Here is a 16,712-nt window from a genome sequence, read left to right on the forward strand (position 1 = left end):
CAGCGTTCGCCTCTAGCGAACTGCGCTCCATCAACAGAATTTGAGGAAGAATCAACATGGCTGCTAAAGAAGTTAAGTTCGGCGACTCCGCTCGCAAGAAAATGCTGGTAGGCGTCAACGTCCTGGCTGACGCGGTAAAAGCGACCCTCGGCCCGAAAGGCCGTAACGTCGTCATCGAGAAGAGCTTTGGCGCTCCGACCATCACCAAGGATGGCGTTTCCGTTGCCAAGGAAATCGAGCTTAAGGACCGTTTCGAGAACATGGGCGCGCAGCTGGTTAAGGACGTTGCTTCCCGTGCCAACGATGACGCTGGCGACGGCACCACCACTGCTACCGTTCTGGCTCAGTCGATCGTCAACGAAGGCCTCAAGGCCGTTGCGGCCGGCATGAACCCGATGGACCTCAAGCGCGGCATCGACAAGGCGACCATCGCCATCGTTGCTGAGCTGAAGAGCCAATCCAAGCCTTGCGCTGACTTCAAAGCCATCGCTCAGGTTGGCACCATCTCCGCCAACTCCGACAGCTCCATCGGCGCCATCATCGCCGAAGCCATGGAAAAGGTCGGTAAAGAAGGCGTAATCACCGTTGAAGAAGGCTCGGGCCTGGAAAACGAACTGTCCGTCGTAGAAGGCATGCAGTTCGACCGTGGTTACCTGTCCCCTTACTTCATCAACAAGCCGGACACCATGGTTGCCGAGCTGGACAGCCCGCTGATCCTGCTGGTCGACAAGAAGATCTCCAACATCCGCGAAATGCTGCCGGTACTGGAAGCTGTTGCCAAAGCCGGCCGCCCGCTGCTGATCGTTGCTGAAGACGTCGAGGGCGAAGCCCTGGCGACTCTGGTCGTGAACAACATGCGTGGCATCGTCAAGGTTGCTGCGGTCAAGGCACCTGGCTTTGGCGATCGTCGCAAGGCCATGCTGCAGGATCTCGCAATCCTGACTGGCGGTACCGTGATTTCCGAAGAAGTCGGCCTGAGCCTGGAAACCGCTACCCTGGAGCACCTGGGTAACGCCAAGCGCGTCGTACTGAACAAGGAAAACACCACCATCATCGATGGTGCTGGTCAGCAGGTCGACATCGAAGCTCGCGTTGCTCAGATCCGCAAGCAGGTCGAAGACACCACTTCCGACTACGACAAAGAGAAGCTGCAAGAGCGTCTGGCCAAGCTGGCTGGCGGTGTTGCTGTGATCAAGGTCGGTGCTGGCACCGAAGTCGAGATGAAAGAGAAGAAAGCCCGTGTCGAAGACGCGCTGCACGCAACCCGTGCTGCCGTTGAAGAAGGCGTGGTACCTGGCGGCGGTGTCGCCCTGGTCCGTGCACTGCAGGCGATCTCCGAGCTGAAGGGCGAAAACGCCGATCAGGACGTGGGCATTACTCTGCTGCGTCGCGCTGTCGAAGCACCGCTGCGCCAGATCGTCGCCAACTCCGGTGGCGAGCCAAGCGTTGTGGTCGATAAGGTCAAGCAGGGCAGCGGTAACTACGGTTACAACGCTGCGACCGACGAGTACGGCGACATGATCGAGATGGGTATTCTCGATCCGGCCAAGGTAACCCGCTCTGCTCTGCAGGCCGCAGCTTCCATTGCCAGCCTGATGATCACCACCGAAGCGATGATCGCTGAAGTGGCTGACGACAAGGCCGGTGGCGGCATGCCGGATATGGGTGGCATGGGCGGTATGGGTGGTATGGGCGGCATGATGTAAGCCAGCCACTTCGGCCCTCGGGTCGAGTACAAATGCCTAACGGGTAACGGTGAAAACCGTGCTCGCAAGGCACGCTGAAAACAATGCCCGTATCGTTCGATACGGGCATTGTCGTTTATGGCAAAGCGAATAATGCCCGACTGAGCAGCTGTGACATCAAGCCACGCTACGCTTAATTGCAAATAAGAACTATTCATATTAAAGTCCGCGCCCTGAACCAATATTGCCGGCCGTTCGGCCGGCATCCCCCTAGCCAGCCAGGGTGTTTCACCCAAGCCAGCCACGACCATCTAGCCCGAGGTTGGATATGCGTAAGCCGGCGTTAACCCTTGCCTGTCTGATGGCATCCATGGCTCAAGCCGCCCCTGTTACCGAACTCAACCCCACTGTGGTGACCGCTTCGCGTAGCGAGCACAGCGTGGCCGACGCGCCTGCGTCGGTGAGTGTGATCACCGCCGAGCAGATCAAGGCGCGCGGTGCCAGCAATCTCCTCGAAGCGTTGCGTGGCATCCCCGGCCTTACCCTCAACGGGCGGCAGGTCGGCGGTCGCAAGACACTGAGCATCCGTGGTGCGGAAGACCGCCACACCCTGGTGCTGGTGGACGGCCGGCGTATTTCATCGACCGACGACACCATTGGCCATTCGGACTATCAGTACGGCTGGGTGGCCATGGACCAGATTGAGCGCATCGAGGTGGTTCGTGGGCCCATGTCTGCGCTGTATGGTTCCGAGGCGGTGGGTGGTGTCATCAACATAATCACGCGCAAAGGTGGTCAACAATGGCATGGCGCAGCCAGCATGCGCGGCGACGTAGGCGAGGGACCAGCCGGCGATGGCCACCAGCTTTCGGCCAGTGTCAGCGGGCCGCTGGGCCAGTGGTTCGACTTGGCGTTGGGTGTCGAGGATATGCGCCGTGCTCCGACCCCGCGCCCGGAAAACAAGGCCACCAGCGATATCGAGGGGCAGGATCGACAGAGCGGAAATCTGCGCCTGGGGTTCAATCCCTTAGCAGGCCAGCGTCTGCAGTTGGACATGTTGCGCAGCGATGAAAAGCGCCGCCGCCATGAACAGAACACGCGCTTGCCGACACAGCCGTACTACCTGGATACCTACGATCTGGACCGTCGCCAGGATGCCGTGACCTGGCAGGCCGACTGGTCAAGGCTGCGTAGCGAGCTGCGCTATAGCGAGGCCGAATTCGAGGTCAACAACAAGCGCAGCAACAATATTGCGCCGACGCGGGCGCAGCGGCTCCAGGACAAAGTCTGGGATGGTAATCTGGCTTTCGAGGTGGGAGAGGGTCACAGCCTGACAGTGGGAGCCGAGCGTCGTGAGGAGCTTCTCGAAAATGCCGGGCTCACGGGTGGTTCGGATAGTGCCGTTCACAAGGCCTTGTATGTGCAGGATGAGATTGCGCTGGCCGAGGACTGGGCGCTGACCCTTGGCGCACGCCTGGATCGGCACGAGATATTCGGCAGTGAGACCAGCCCTCGGGCCTACCTGGTGTGGCGCGCCAGCCCGGAATTGACTTTCAAGGGTGGCTACGGCGAAGCGTTCCGCGCGCCGACGCTGAAGCAAATATCGCCCAACTATGTCGGTGCGGAAGGGCCCCATACGTTTCTCGGCAATGCCAACGTCAAGCCCGAAACCAGCCGCTCCTGGGAGCTGGGCGCCGACTGGCGTGACGCCCGCAGCGCATACAGCGCAACGCTGTTTCGTAACGAGATCGAGGACCTGATCTATTACAACCTGCTGCAGAGGGTCGGCCCTCGCAGCATCTATCAGTACGACAACATCTCACGCGCGCGTATCGACGGTCTGGAGGTGTCGCTGCGTCGTGAGTTGACTGCCGGTTTCAGCCTGGCCAGCAGCCTGACGTGGCTGGATGCGCGGGACCGCGACAGCGACGACAAGTTAACCGGGCGTCCGGAATTCAGCGCTACGCCGAGCCTGCAATGGCATCAGGGAGCCTGGGGCGCGCAGCTGGAGTGGCAATACATCGGTCACCAGACGCTCATGAATAGCGCCGGACAGCTCAAGCGCGCACCTGCATACAGCCTGCTCAACCTTGGCGGTAGCTATCGTGTCGACGATCACCTGACCCTGCGTGCCGGGTTGAACAACCTCAGCGACGTTCGTCTGGAGGACAAGTCGGAGCTGTTTGGCTACGTCGAAGAAGGTCGAACGGCCTGGCTCGCGCTGGAGGCCGGCTTCTGATGAGCACCCGTCACAGGCTCTTTCTGCTTTTGCGTACGTGGCACTTGCGACTCTTGCGGGCGCTGCACGGCGGGTTATGGCTAGCGGTCCTGCTGCTGACTTGCACAACGGCTTCAGCCGAGCAACGCCTGCTGTTCCTCGCTGCGGCGCCGGTACAGGCTGGCAAGTTCGAGAAGCTCAAGCCCGTAGCGGCCGAGGCCGGGTTCATTCTCGACTACCGCATGCTCGACCATGCCGATCAGGTGCCGACCCGTGAGCAGCTCGGCGGTTATGACCTACTGATCATTGATGCCCCATACGGCGCGGCTCAGGGAATGGCGCAACAGCGCGCTGCGCCGCTATTGGAAGGGCAGCAAATGCCGTGGCTCTGGTTGCGACGCGATGGCAGCCGTAGCAATGGGCTGCCTGCGGAACTGGTCAAGGCACTCGATAGCCACTACACCAATGGCGGCGTGGCCAACTTCTCCGGCTTCTTCTGCCGGCTGGGCGCGCATACCGCAGGTGGTTCAGGGGATGGTTGCGCAGTGCCGCAGATTCACCCGCCGTTCGGTATCTACCACCCCCAGGCTCAGGGTCGGATATTCAATGGGCTGGACGATTTCGTAGCCTGGAAGGGCGTTGGCTTGGGCGACGATCAGCCAGTGATAGGCCTGCTATTTCACAAGGCGTACATGGATTCGGGGCTGACTGGGTTCATCGACGCCAGTGTCGCCCGGATCGAGGCGGCTGGCGCGCTTGCGGTGCCGATGTTCACCAGTGCCATGGGAAACGGCGAGATCACCCGATTACTGAGTGCCGGGGGCAAGCAGTGGGGGGATGTGCTGATCAATATGCAAATCATGCTTAACGCCAATGGCCGCAAGGCCGAGTTCGAAGCGTTGGGCATCCCGGTGCTGCAAGCCATGCCTTATAGAGCCGGCGAGCAGGCTGATTGGGAAGCAGACGCGCAGGGGCTCGCTGCGCAGGACATCCCCTTTTACCTGGCGCAGCCGGAGTTCGCAGGGCTGGTCGATCCCCTTTTCGCCGCCAGCACGCGGCAGGTTGATGGCGATATCGTCCCCATCGAGCGCCAGCTGCAGGCCGTGGTGGCCAAGGCCATGCGGCTGGTGCGATTGCGCCATCTGCCAGTGGCGGATATCAAGAGCGCCATCCTGTTCTACAACTATCCGCCGGGCGAAAAGAACCTCGGCGCCTCGTTCCTCAACGTGCCACGAAGCCTGGAGCGGCTGCTCGCAGCCTATGCCGAGCGCGGTTACGACGTTGAAGTGCGTAGCGAAGCGCAACTGATCGAAGAGCTTACCGGGCTGTTGGCTCCGTTCCACCGTGATGCCGCACTCGCCGAGCTAGTAGCCCGGGACCGCGCCGCGCGGCTTCCTTTGGACGATTACCTGGCCTGGTTCAGTGCGCTGCCAGAGAGGTTGCAAACCGATATCCGTGAGCGTTGGGGCGAACCTGAGCAGGCCGGTTTGTTATTTCGCGAAAACGGGCAGGCCTTTTTCGCCATCCCACGACTGCAATTGGGCAAACAGCTGCTGATGCCACAGCCACCTCGTGGCGAACGCCTGGACGACCGTGAAAAGGCGCTCTATCACGATACCAAGGCGCCTCCGTCGCATAGCTACCTGGCGGCGTACCTGTGGCTGCGCCAACAACAGAATGTGGATGCTCTGGTGCATTTCGGAACGCATGGCAGCGCCGAATGGCAGCCCGGCAAAGAGCGCGGACTGGACGTGCTGGACTACCCCTATTTGGTGCTCGGCGACCTACCGGCGATCTACCCATACATCGTCGACAACATCGGCGAAGCCCTGCAGGCCAAACGCCGTGGGCGTGCATTGATCCTCAGCCACAACACCCCTTCGTTCGGCCCGGCAGGTCTGCATGGTTCACTCAACGAATTGCATGATCTGCTGCATGAGTGGCTGAACATGACCGAGGGCGAGGTACGCAGTGCTACCGCCCAGCGCATCCGTAGCCTGGCTGGCGAGCTCAATCTGAACAAGGACTTGGCTATCGATCTGGACGACTCGGCTCTGAACATGGCGCTCCTGGTCGATGAGCTGCACCTGCATCTGCATGACCTGGCGCTGCAGCAGCAGCCGCTGGGGTTGGCGCGGTTCGGTGTGCCGGCCGAGTCCGATCTGCGTCTGCTTACGGTGCAGCAGATGCTCGGCAAGCCGTTGCTCGAAGCGTTGGCTCCGGAGGATCCAGAGGAATTACTGCTGGTGGACTACGAGCAGCTGCGGCAAACCCCGGTATGGCAACTGCTCGACCAGCACGTACGCGAAGGGCAGCCATGGGCGGGGGATGAAGTCATTGCCGAACTGCTACAGCGCGCCCGTCAATACTGGCGACAGCTGGAGAACGATAACGAACTGAGCAGTTTCTTCGACGCCTTGCAGGGCAAGCATGGAGCGACCTCCTACGGTGGCGATCCGATCAAGAATCCGGACAGCTTACCTACCGGGCGTAACCTGTATGGCTTCGATCCCTCGCGCATCCCCACTCGAGAGGCGTGGGAGGCAGGAAAGCTCGCAGCCGAGCGTCTGCTTGAGCAGCACCGCCAGAGCCATGGCGAGTACCCACGCAAGCTCGCGTTCACTCTCTGGTCGGTGGAAACCATGCGTCACTTCGGCCTGCTCGAGGCTCAGGTTCTGGCATTGATGGGCTTTCGTCCCTTGTGGGATGAAGGCGGGCGGGTAACGGGGATCGAGGAAATTGCAGCCGGTGAATTGCAACGCCCTCGCGTGGACACGGTGGTATCTGCCACCGGGTTGTATCGCGATCAGTTTCCGCAGGTCATGCACTGGTTGGCGCAGGCTGCCAATCAGGCGAGCGAGCTCGAGGAGCCGAATAACCCGGTGGCCGCCAATAGCCAGGCCATAGAGCTGCAGCTGCGCGCTGCCGGCATGCCCGTGGAGGACGCGCGACTGGCGGCACGCACGCGCATCTTCTCTTCGGAGTCAGGTGCCTACGGCACGGGCCTTGAGGATGCGACCCTCGCCAGCGACAGCTTTGGTGAAGGCGAGGAGGGCGGGCAAGACCGCGCGAGCGGTGAGAAAAAACTGGCGCGGATGTACCTGGACCGCATGCAGTTCGCATACGGACCGGACGCCTCGCGCTGGGGCGAGAAATCCGAAGTCAACCTCTATGCCGAGCAATTGCGCGGTGTGGAAGGCGCGGTGCTTTCACGCTCGTCCAATCTGTACGGCATGCTCACCACTGATGATCCCTTCCAGTATCTCGGTGGCATCGGTCTGGCTGTACGGCATCTCGATGGTCGCGCCCCGACCCTTTACATCAGCAACCTGCGCGATGCTGGCAATCCACGCAGCGAGACGGCCTCTGGCTTTCTCGCACGCGATTTGCGCACACGTTATCTGCATCCAGGGTGGATAAAGCAGGTCCAGCAGGAGGGCTACAGCGGCACGCTGGAAGTACTGGGCAGCGCCAACAATCTATGGGGCTGGCAGGTAACTGCGCCGGAAACCGTGCGTGATGATCAATGGCAGGAATACAAGGCCGTCTACCTGGATGACAAGTACAACCTGCAGATCAACGAGTGGTTCGAGCAGCACAATCCGCATGCCCAGGCCCAGCTGATCGAGCGGATGCTCGAAGCCGCGCGCAAGGAGTATTGGCACACCGACGCGCAGACCTTGCAGCAACTGGCCGAGCGCTATCAGCAGCTGGCTGAGCGTTTCGACGTGCGCAGCGACAACCAGCGCTTCAACGACTACGTCGCCGGTGCTGCCGCGGGTTTTGGTCTGCTGGCGCCCGGCAACGCGGCCGGGCAGCCGGTGAGTGAGGACCTGCCGTCGCCGTCCGCGGAGCTGCAGCCGGTACAGGGCCAGCGGCTGGATAAACAAGCCGAGGCTGAGCCAGTTGAGCCCGCTCCGTTTGAATACACCGCTCTGATCGGCCTGCTGTTGATCCTGTTGGCCGCCGCTGGCGGGGCGCTAAGCCAGGCGCGCCGCCGTTCCCCTTAACACCGACTCGGAGACTCGACCATGTCATTGCAATTGATCGTCGAAACCGCGCTGTACAGCGCGAGCCAGTTATTCATGCTGCCCGTGCTGCTTGCTGTGTTGATTCTGTTCTTTTATGCCTTTTACGCGGTCGGGGCCTTTCTCTGGCAGAGCCGGCAACGTCGGCAGGGTGAGGCTGTCGCTTTCGACCTGTTGCAAAGCTGGCGTGCGCAACCGCAAATGAGTGCGGTGGAGCTGGAAACCATCGCTTTCAAGCGCTTGGAAGCCCCACGCATCGTGACCCGTGTTACCCCGATGCTTGGTCTGGTCGCGACCATGATCCCCATGGGCCCCGCGCTCAAGTCGCTTGCTGGCGGGCAGCTGGCGCAGGTAAGCGACAACCTGACCGTGGCTTTTTCTGCGGTGATCCTGTCGTTAGTGGCGGCATCGCTCACCTATTGGGTGGTCAATGTGCGACGTCGCTGGTATGCCGAGGAACTCGTACTGATCGAACAGGCGCAGCGGGAAGAAGGGCGAGGCCTCAACGCACCGCTGACGGCGACGGCCCATGAGCTGGCTTCGGAGGCTGTCTGATGAGCCTGCGACTGCTGGAAGAGGCCGAAGATGATGACCCCATTCTCTCGGTGGTAAATCTCATTGATGTGTTTCTGGTGATCATTGCTGCGCTGCTGCTGTCGGTGGCCAACAACCCGCTCAATCCGTTCACCGAGGACGATTTCACTCTTATCAAGAACCCTGGCGAGGCTCATATGGAAGTCTTGATCAAGCAAGGCGAGACGCTGGAGCACTACAAGTCCAGTGGCCAGATAGGCCAGGGCGAGGGAGCCAAGGCGGGGATCGCCTATCGACTGAAGGATGGCTCGATGATCTATGTACCGGAATGAGCTCAGGGAGCACGCGATGTCCGCAACGCAACTAGCACAACCAACACCTTCCGTACGCAAGGCTGGCGGATCGGTATTGCGGCGCAGCCTGACGAGCCGCGAACTGCTTGGCGATCAGCAGGAGCTGTTGATCGAGCACAACGGCTGTCAGTATTGCCTACGGCTGACACGCCAGAACAAACTGATTTTGACGAAGTAGGCGGTTTTGCCTGTTCGGTAAACTCTATGCCGGCTTCGCTGCCCGTGCAGCACTGCGCTGCTGCTTGTGTCCAGGGGCAGTTCCGGCGGTGCCGCTCGTCGCAATTTTCCCGCTGCCCCCTGGTCTAGGCTACGGTCAGTGAATCTCGCTGTTACTCAAAGGGTTACGCCATGAAGCTGGAAATTGCTCGAGGATTGTTTCTAGTCGGTGCACTTGGAGTGACCACGTTGTGCATGGCGGCCTGGAATGAGCCTAACGCTAGGCTTGTGCAGAGCAGTGAAAGCCGCGCGCTGTGCGTGCTGCCGGCCAATGCCAGGAACAGGTATGAGGTGGTTCGCCCTGATCAGGACCTGCTGCTTTTCCTTTACGGCCTGTCCCAAGGTGTCGCTGCACGCTGAGCCGAGAGGTGCGCGGCTCGAGCGGGCAGCAGTCAGCCCGCGCTTGCCGGGACCACGTCGGCAACCGTCCGGTCCGGTTGCGCCAGCAGGTCGTAGACCGCCGGTAGAACGAACAGGGTGAACAGCGTGCCCACCGACATGCCGGTGGCAATCACCAGGCCGATGTCGAACCGGCTGACCGCGCCGGCCCCACTGGCGATGATCAGCGGCACCATGCCGAACACCGTCGCCGCTGTGGTCATCAGCACCGGCCGCAGGCGGATCGCCGCCGCTTCTTCCACCGCTTCGCGTCGACTCAGGCCCTGTTCGCGGCGTAGCTGATTGGCGAACTCGACGATCATGATGCCGTGCTTGCTGATCAAGCCGATCAGCGTCACGAGGCCCACCTGGGTATAGATGTTCATGCTCGACAGGCCAAGGAACAGCGGCACCAGCGCGCCGCAGACCGACAGCGGCACGGTGACCAGGATCACCAGAGGATCGCGGAAGCTCTCGAACTGCGCGGCCAGGACCAGGAAGATCACCGCCAATGCCAGCGCGAAGGTCAGGTACAGCGCGTTGCCTTCCTGGATGTACTGGCGCGAGGCGCCGGCGTAATCGAAGCTGAAACCTTCGGGCGCTTCTTCGCGGGCGATGGTCTGCAGCGTTTCGATCGCCTCGCCCATGCTGACGATCGGAAAGCCCTGGATCATCGCGGCGTTGAGTTGCTGGAACTGCTTGAGCTGAGTCGGTCGAGCGCGATCGTGCACCTGGATCAGCGTCGACAGCGGCAGCATCTGGCCTTGCCCATTGCGCACGTAGTAGTTGCTCAGCCAGTCCGGGTTGTCGCGGTAGGCGCGCTCGACCTGGGCGATGACCTTGTAGCTGCGGCCTTCGATGGTGAAACGGTTGATCTCCCCTTCGCCGAGCAGGGTGCTCAGGGTCAGGCCGAGGTCTTCCATGGAGACGCTCATTTGTGCCGCCTTCTCGCGATCGATCTCGACCACGATCTCCGGCTTGTCGAAGGCCAGGTCCACATCGAGGAAGGCGAACTTGCCGGACTCCTCGGCGCGCTTGCGGATGCGCTCGGTCACCTGCAGCAGCGTCTCGTAGTCGTTGGCGGTGTTGATCACGAACTGGAACGGCAGGCCTTCGCCGGTGCCGGGCAGTGAAGGCAGGTTGAAGCCGAAGATCTGCAGGCCCGGCAGGCGATCGAGCTTGGCCTGTACCTCGGGAAGGATCTCCATCTGCGAGCGCTCGCGCTCGTCCCAGGGTTTGAGCAGGAAGCCGCCGATGCCGCTCTGCACGCCGTCAAAGCCGTTGATCTGGAACCAGGAGTAGTACTCTGGAAAGCTCTTGAAGATCTCCAGGAACTGATCGGTGTAGGCGTTCAGGTAGTCCAGGTTGGCGGTCTTCGGTGCGCTGGCCATCATGAAGACGATGCCCTGGTCCTCCTCCGGTGCCAGCTCGCTCTCGGTGAACATCAGCAGGGCGGGAATCAGCGCCAGCACGAGCACGGCGAACACCAGCACCACCGGCCGGGTATTCAGCGTGCCGTGCAATGACCGTTGATAGCGCTGCTTGAGCCGCTCGAACAGCTCGTCCAGGCGATGGGCGAAGCCACTCGGATTTTCTTCGTGACGCAAGAGTTTCGAACACATCATCGGCGATAGCGTCAGCGCCACCACGCCTGAGATCAGTACCGCCCCGGCCAGGGTCAGGGCGAACTCCTGAAACAGTGCCCCGGTCAGCCCTTGCAGGAATCCGATGGGCGCATAGACCGCCGCCAGGGTGATGGTCATCGTTACCACCGGCATGGCGATTTCCCGTGCGCCGTCGATGGCCGCCTGAAACGGTGACTTGCCTTGCTCGATATGCCGGTGGATGTTCTCCACCACGACGATGGCGTCGTCCACCACCAGGCCGATCGCCAGCACCATGGCCAGTAGCGTCAGCAGATTGATCGAGTAGCCCATCGCCTGCATGAAGAACAGCACGCCGATCATCGACAGCGGAATGGTCACCACCGGAATCAGCACGGTGCGCAGCGAGCCGAGGAAGAGAAACACCACGACGATGACGATCACTGCGGCTTCGGCCAGGGTCTTCACCACCTCGTCGATGGAGGCCTGGATGAACTCGGTGGCGTCGTAGGCGATGGTCGCCTTCAGGCCCGGCGGCAACTGTGCCTCGATCTGCGGCATGATCGCGCGCACTTCCTTGATCACGTCCAGCGGGTTGGCGCTGGGTGTGCCCTTGATGCCGATATAGACCGAGGGGATACCGTCGAACGAGCTGATCGAGTTGTAGCTTTCGGCGCCCATCTCCACCCGCGCCACATCACCCAGCAGAACGCGACTGTCGCCCTGCGTGCGCAGCGGGATGGCGGCGAACGCTTCCGGCGTCTTCAGTTCGGTGTCGGCGTTGATGCTGGTGACCACATACTGGCCCTTCACTTCGCCGGCCGCCGAGAGGAAGTTGTACTTGCGCACCGCCTCGTTCACGTCGCTGGCGGAAACCCCGTAGGCCGCGAGCTTCACCGGGTCCAGCCAGAGGCGCATGGCGAACACCTGGTTGCTGAGAATTTCCGCTTCGGCCATGCCCGGCAGCGTCGCCAGCTTGGGCTGGATGACCCGCGACAGGTAGTCGGTGATCTGCGGGTTGCTCAGCTGGTCGCTGTAGAAGCTGATGTACATCAGCGCGGTGGAGTCGGCCGCCTGCTTGTTCAGCACCGGGTCCTCGGCATCCTGCGGCAGCTGGTTCTTCACCGAGTTGGCCTGGCTCAGCAGCTCGGTGTAGAGGCGATCGGTGTCGGCACCGATGCGCGCATAGACGGAGATCACCGAGGCGTTCTGCTGGCTGACCGAGGTCATGTAGTCGACGCCTTCGGCGCTGGCCAGACTCTGCTGCAACGGCTGGGTGATGTAGCCCTGGATGGTCTCGGCGTTGGCGCCGGGGTAGGCGGTGGTCACCGTGATCAGCGCACTTTCCATTTGCGGGTACTGACGGATGGTCAGGCTGTTGAAGGCCTGGATGCCGAGCAGCACGATCAGCAGGCTGATGACGCTCGCCAGCACGGGGCGGCGGATGAAGGGGTCGGTGAACGCCATGGGAAGTCCCTGGAACCTTGTCTGAGTCTGCTGTGCGTCGGCCTGCCGCGTGAGGAACAGGCTTTTTCTATTCGGTCGCCGGCTGCTGAGAGCCTTCCAGCTTGAGCGTGCGGCTTTCGGCGATGGCGACATGGGTGCCGCTGTCCAGCTTGAGCTGGCCGGCGGTGATCACCTGTTCGCCGCCCTCCAGGCCGTCGAGGACGACCGTCAGTCCGTCGCGCCGCTCGCCGGTGGTGACGAAGCGGCGCTCAACCACCAGGTAGGGCTCGTCGCTGCTGACGCCTTCCGGCGGCGTGCCCTCGGTCACCAGCAGCACCGAGTTGCCATACAGGGTGTAGGTGATGGCGGTTTCCGGGACCACCACCTGGGCGGTCTCGGTCGGCAGCAGCACCTGCAGGTCGGCAAACATGCCGGGCAGCAGACGTCCGTCCGGATTGCCCAGTTCGGCGCGCACCTGAACGTTGCGGGTAGTGGTTTCCACCTTCGGGTTCAGCGCGCTGATCACGCCTTCGAAGCGTTCGCCGGGATAGGCGGCGACCTTTAGCTGCACTCGCTGGCCGAGCTTCAGCAGCGGCACATGCTGCTCGGCGAGGAAGAAGTCGACATACAGCGTGGACAGGTCCTGAAGCGTCGCGATTGGCGTGCCGGCGGCAATATAGTCGCCGACATCCACCTGACGGATGCCGATGGTGCCGGAGAAGGGCGCCAGGATGCGCTTCTTCGACAGACTGGCGCGCAGCTGCGCGACGCTGGCCGCGGCCTTCTGCGATTCGGCATTGAGCCGGTCGTACTCACTGCGCGAAATGGCCTGGCGATCCAGCAGGCTACGCGCGCGCTGGAATTCCAGGCGCGACAGGTTGAGGTCGGCTTCGGCGCTGGTCAGGCTGGCCTGCTCCATCTCGCTGTCGAGCAGCACGATGGCCTGGCCCTTGCTGACCTTCTCGCCGGACTGGAACTGCACGTCGGTAATCGTTCCGGCGATCTCGACGCTGAGGTCGATGCCCTGCGACGCCTTGAGCGTGCCGATGGCTGGCAGGCGGCTTTGCCAGTCCATGCGGCGGGCGAGCTCGGTTTCGACGTCGATCGCAGGCTTGGGCGCCTGGAACTGTTGAATCTGCTGATAGATCGAGTTGAATTTGAGCGAGGCAAGAATCGCAACGACGACGACAACCGCGCCCAGCATGAACAGCATGCGGCGCAACATTTTCCGATTTCCTTGGAGATGTGAGCCGGCTGTCTACTGCCGTGATCGAGGCAGCCGTTCGAACGGTCCGGTCGCCAGCTTCGGCGACCTGCTGGCACCTGACTCAGCAGGACCGGAGAGCGAGGAACTTAGCCCCGAAACGAGGCCAAGTAAAGGGGGAGCGGGGCGGAAAGCAGCGCAGGTGTGGGGCGGGCGACAGACTGTCGGCCCGCCCGCAGATCATCAGCCGGCAAGGCGTTGGGTGACTTCGGTAAGTTGCGCCGACAGCCCGTGCAGGTTCTGGCTGGCGGTTTCGGTGCGCTCGACGTTCTGCTGGTTGATGGTGGCGATGGAGGTGATCTCGGTGATGTTGCGCGAAATGTCTTCGGCCACCGCGGTCTGCTCCTCGGCGGCCGTGGCGATCTGGCGGTTCATGTCGCGGATCGCCTCGACCGCTTCGGTGATGCGCTGCAGCATCTGACCGGCCTCGGTCACCTGGCCGACGCCCTGTTCGCTGCGCGCCTGACCGCTCTCGATGGCGCGTACGGCATTGCTCGCGCCGGTCTGCACGGTATCGATGATCTGGTGAATCTCGGCGGTGGATTCGGCGGTGCGCTGGGCCAGGGTGCGCACCTCGTCGGCGACCACGGCAAAGCCACGGCCGGCGTCACCCGCTCGGGCCGCCTCGATGGCGGCATTGAGCGCGAGCAGGTTGGTCTGATCGGCGATCCCGCGGATCACCTCCAAGACCTTGCCGATGCGCCCGCTATCACCCTCCAGGCGGCGGATGACGTCTGCCGTGCTGGCGATCTCGTTGCTCATGTCGGTGATGGTGGCGATGGTGCCGCGCATCACCGCTTCGCCCTGCTGGGCGGAATGGTCGGCGGCGTCGGCGGCCTGCGCGGCTTCGGCGGCATGCCGCGAGACTTCCTGAGCGGTCGCGGACATCTCGTGCATCGCCGTGGCGACCTGATCGGTACGCGAGAACTGCTCGCGGGCGCCGTCGGCCATCAGCCTGGCGATGGCGTTCAACTCGCCGCTGGCACTGTCCAGATTCGAGGTGCTCTGCTGCAGGCGGGTGAAGGTGTCGGCGAGGAAGTCGCGCAGCACGTTGGCGGCAGCGGCAAGGCGGCCCAGTTCGTCGCTGCGGCTGGCATCCACGCGGTCGGCGAACTTGCCCTGGCTGAGGCGGGCGATGTGCTCGATCAGGTTGCGAATCGGTTCGATGATCCGGCGATTGACCAGCCACAGGCTGAACAGCGCCACCACCACACTGGCGAGGATCATGATGATCGGGCCGAAGGACGCGGTGCTCTGAGCGTCGGCACGGATGGTCTCCGAGCGCTGCGCGGCGGCGTCGCCCAGCTGTTTGACCAGCTCGCTCAGCTGAGCGCTGGTCGCCCGGTCGATACCGGCTACCGCGGCGTCCCCGGCGAGCGGGTCGCTGTCGGCGGCAATGTAGGCATCCAGGCCCTTGCGATAGGCAACGCCGAGAGTGCGGTGCTCGCTACGCAGGCTCTCGATCTGCTTGGCCAGCTGCGGTTCGTCGGCGGTCAGTACCAGTAGATCGCCCAGAATCTTCTGCACCTTGGCTTCCTGGGCCTCGAACTGGCTCCAGTAGCGGTTGCGAGAGTCCGGCTGTTTGCCACGCAGCAGCACGTTCTTCCATTCCTGGACCTGCACCTTGAACTCGAGGTTGGCCTCGTCGATCAGTTGTACTTCGGCCAGCGGGCCGTCGAGCAGCGCCTGGAAGTGGTCGATGTTGTTGCTGAGCAGGCGAATGCAGGCGAGGGCGATGAGCAGCGTCAGCAGCAGGCTGCCGCCGATCAGCGCGAGGATCTGCGCGCGCAGGGATTTCTGGAGCATGGGCAAAGTCTCGGCATTTGAGAAAACGTAAATGAGCATCCCTGCCGTTGCCCAGCATCATCGGCCGGGGGACGTTTTTCTTGAGCTAGACGATGCGCAGATGGTTGTCCCAGAGCCCCGCCGGCAGGTCCAGCGGTGTGCTGGCGATACGTTCGCCACGGCAGTCGAACAGGCGGCAGCGGCCCTGCCCGGAGCTGACCACGAAGCCCTCGGTGACTGCCGCGACGCCCGCGCAATCGGGCACATGGGCTGCCTGCCGCAGCTCGGTACTGTCCAGGTCCCAGATGAACACCTTGTTGCCGCGCGGCGCGGTGACAGCCAGCAGCCGCAGCTCGTCGTGGATGGCGAGGCTGGCGGTGTACTGGTTCATGATCTGCCGCTGTGCCTCGCCCAGCGGAAAGTGCTGGAAGGCCTGCCCTGGCCGCTTGATCGCCAGCAACGGGATGCGGTCCATGGCATCCCCTTCGTACTGCTGGCCGCTGACCACGGTACCGTCGGCGGCCACGGCGAGGTGACGCACGCTGTTCATCTGCTCCGGCAGCTGTTCCTTGCTGACCAGCGTACCGTCGCGGCGTAGCAGCACCAGGCTCGGCTCCATCGCATCGAGATTCATCATCTCGCGGCTGTCGGCTTCGGTGCGGATCCCGCCATTGGCGATGACCAGGGTTTCGTTGTCCGGCATCCACAGCAGCTGGTGCGGGCCGATGCCATGGGTCGCGTGCTCGCCGACGCGCACCAGCTGTCGGCCTTCCAGTCGATAGACGCCGAGCACGCCACGGCCGGCATCGGCGGTGTCGTTTTCGGTGGTGTAGAACCACTCGCCGTCCTTGTGAAACACCCCGTGCCCGTAAAAGTGGCGGTCGGCCGGCGAGGCCATGACCTGCAGCAGACGCCCGTCACGCGCATCTATCAGGTAGCTCTCGCGGCTCGGGCGACGGCCGACGAACACCGCCAACGGCAGGTACGGGTGCGGGTAGACGTCATGGCAGCGCTCGGCGACCGGTGTGGCAAATACCTGGCTGCCATCGAGGCGGTAGCCGACGGCGTAGTGTTGCCCGTCGGCGCCATCACGTGCGGAGAGCAAAACCTGTTGCCCGTCGTGACGCGTCAGTGACCAGCCAGCGATGCCGCTGGCGGCAAGCATGGCGCCGGTCAGGCCAAGCAGGGTGCGGCGCTTCAT

At 62.6% G+C, this 16,712-nt stretch carries 11 protein-coding genes; 7 read left to right on the forward strand and 4 right to left on the reverse strand.

Translation table 11 applies throughout. The features are described 5' to 3' along the window. Positions 1 to 56: 56 nt before the first annotated feature. From groL to CXK91_RS19520, 7 genes are all read left to right on the forward strand, one after another. Entirely contained in the window at positions 57 to 1,706 is a 1,650-nt protein-coding gene (groL, locus tag CXK91_RS19490) for a chaperonin GroEL (RefSeq protein WP_103457699.1), read from the forward strand. Between the two features lie 349 nt (positions 1,707 to 2,055). Next, positions 2,056 to 3,924, forward strand: coding sequence for a TonB-dependent receptor plug domain-containing protein (locus tag CXK91_RS19495; RefSeq protein ID WP_256055764.1), 1,869 nt, complete (start codon positions 2,056 to 2,058; stop codon positions 3,922 to 3,924). Continuing rightward, positions 3,924 to 7,913, forward strand: coding sequence for a cobaltochelatase subunit CobN (gene cobN / locus CXK91_RS19500; protein WP_103457701.1), 3,990 nt, complete (start codon positions 3,924 to 3,926; stop codon positions 7,911 to 7,913). The genes CXK91_RS19495 and cobN overlap by 1 nt, the downstream gene beginning before the upstream one ends. A 21-nt stretch (positions 7,914 to 7,934) precedes the next feature. After that, positions 7,935 to 8,486 (forward strand): MotA/TolQ/ExbB proton channel family protein, encoded by a 552-nt coding sequence (locus tag CXK91_RS19505; protein ID WP_103457702.1) that lies wholly within the window; start codon positions 7,935 to 7,937, stop codon positions 8,484 to 8,486. Between the two features lie 5 nt (positions 8,487 to 8,491). After that, positions 8,492 to 8,797, forward strand: coding sequence for a DUF2149 domain-containing protein (locus CXK91_RS19510; RefSeq protein WP_219811504.1), 306 nt, complete (start codon positions 8,492 to 8,494; stop codon positions 8,795 to 8,797). 16 nt (positions 8,798 to 8,813) lie between these two features. Then, on the forward strand, positions 8,814 to 8,996 hold the full coding sequence (hemP, locus tag CXK91_RS19515) for a hemin uptake protein HemP (protein WP_103457704.1): 183 nt from the start codon (positions 8,814 to 8,816) through the stop codon (positions 8,994 to 8,996). 170 nt (positions 8,997 to 9,166) lie between these two features. Beyond that, entirely contained in the window at positions 9,167 to 9,394 is a 228-nt protein-coding gene (locus CXK91_RS19520) for a hypothetical protein (RefSeq protein WP_103457705.1), read from the forward strand. Positions 9,395 to 9,426: 32 nt separating this feature from the next. Here CXK91_RS19520 and CXK91_RS19525 read toward each other — a convergent pair whose 3' ends face one another. The 4 genes from CXK91_RS19525 to CXK91_RS19540 form a co-directional block, all read right to left on the reverse strand. Then, positions 9,427 to 12,483: a multidrug efflux RND transporter permease subunit gene (locus CXK91_RS19525; RefSeq protein WP_103457706.1), complete on the reverse strand. Its 3,057-nt coding sequence runs from the start codon at positions 12,481 to 12,483 to the stop codon at positions 9,427 to 9,429. 67 nt (positions 12,484 to 12,550) lie between these two features. Continuing rightward, a complete protein-coding gene (locus CXK91_RS19530; protein WP_103457707.1) occupies positions 12,551 to 13,687 on the reverse strand; it encodes an efflux RND transporter periplasmic adaptor subunit in 1,137 nt (378 codons plus the stop codon). 222 nt (positions 13,688 to 13,909) lie between these two features. Then, positions 13,910 to 15,532, reverse strand: coding sequence for a methyl-accepting chemotaxis protein (locus CXK91_RS19535; protein WP_044313802.1), 1,623 nt, complete (start codon positions 15,530 to 15,532; stop codon positions 13,910 to 13,912). A gap of 85 nt (positions 15,533 to 15,617) precedes the next feature. Further along, complete coding sequence (locus tag CXK91_RS19540) at positions 15,618 to 16,712, reverse strand: DUF1513 domain-containing protein (protein WP_042927041.1); 1,095 nt, start codon at positions 16,710 to 16,712, stop codon at positions 15,618 to 15,620.

Source organism: Stutzerimonas stutzeri (assembly GCF_002909485.1).
Classification (GTDB): domain Bacteria; phylum Pseudomonadota; class Gammaproteobacteria; order Pseudomonadales; family Pseudomonadaceae; genus Stutzerimonas; species Stutzerimonas stutzeri_AH.

What these genes read in the sequence shown, in the direction of transcription:
- groL (WP_103457699.1), top strand. Translation starts at nt 57, where the DNA reads ATGGCTGCTAAAGAAGTTAAGTTCGGCGACTCCGCTCGCAAGAAAATG.
- CXK91_RS19495 (WP_256055764.1), top strand. Translation starts at nt 2,056, where the DNA reads ATGGCTCAAGCCGCCCCTGTTACCGAACTCAACCCCACTGTGGTGACC.
- cobN (WP_103457701.1), top strand. Translation starts at nt 3,924, where the DNA reads ATGAGCACCCGTCACAGGCTCTTTCTGCTTTTGCGTACGTGGCACTTG.
- CXK91_RS19505 (WP_103457702.1), top strand. Translation starts at nt 7,935, where the DNA reads ATGTCATTGCAATTGATCGTCGAAACCGCGCTGTACAGCGCGAGCCAG.
- hemP (WP_103457704.1), top strand. Translation starts at nt 8,814, where the DNA reads ATGTCCGCAACGCAACTAGCACAACCAACACCTTCCGTACGCAAGGCT.
- CXK91_RS19520 (WP_103457705.1), top strand. Translation starts at nt 9,167, where the DNA reads ATGAAGCTGGAAATTGCTCGAGGATTGTTTCTAGTCGGTGCACTTGGA.
- CXK91_RS19525 (WP_103457706.1), bottom strand. Translation starts at nt 12,483, where the DNA reads ATGGCGTTCACCGACCCCTTCATCCGCCGCCCCGTGCTGGCGAGCGTC.
- CXK91_RS19530 (WP_103457707.1), bottom strand. Translation starts at nt 13,687, where the DNA reads ATGTTGCGCCGCATGCTGTTCATGCTGGGCGCGGTTGTCGTCGTCGTT.
- CXK91_RS19535 (WP_044313802.1), bottom strand. Translation starts at nt 15,532, where the DNA reads ATGCTCCAGAAATCCCTGCGCGCGCAGATCCTCGCGCTGATCGGCGGC.
- CXK91_RS19540 (WP_042927041.1), bottom strand. Translation starts at nt 16,712, where the DNA reads ATGAAGCGCCGCACCCTGCTTGGCCTGACCGGCGCCATGCTTGCCGCC.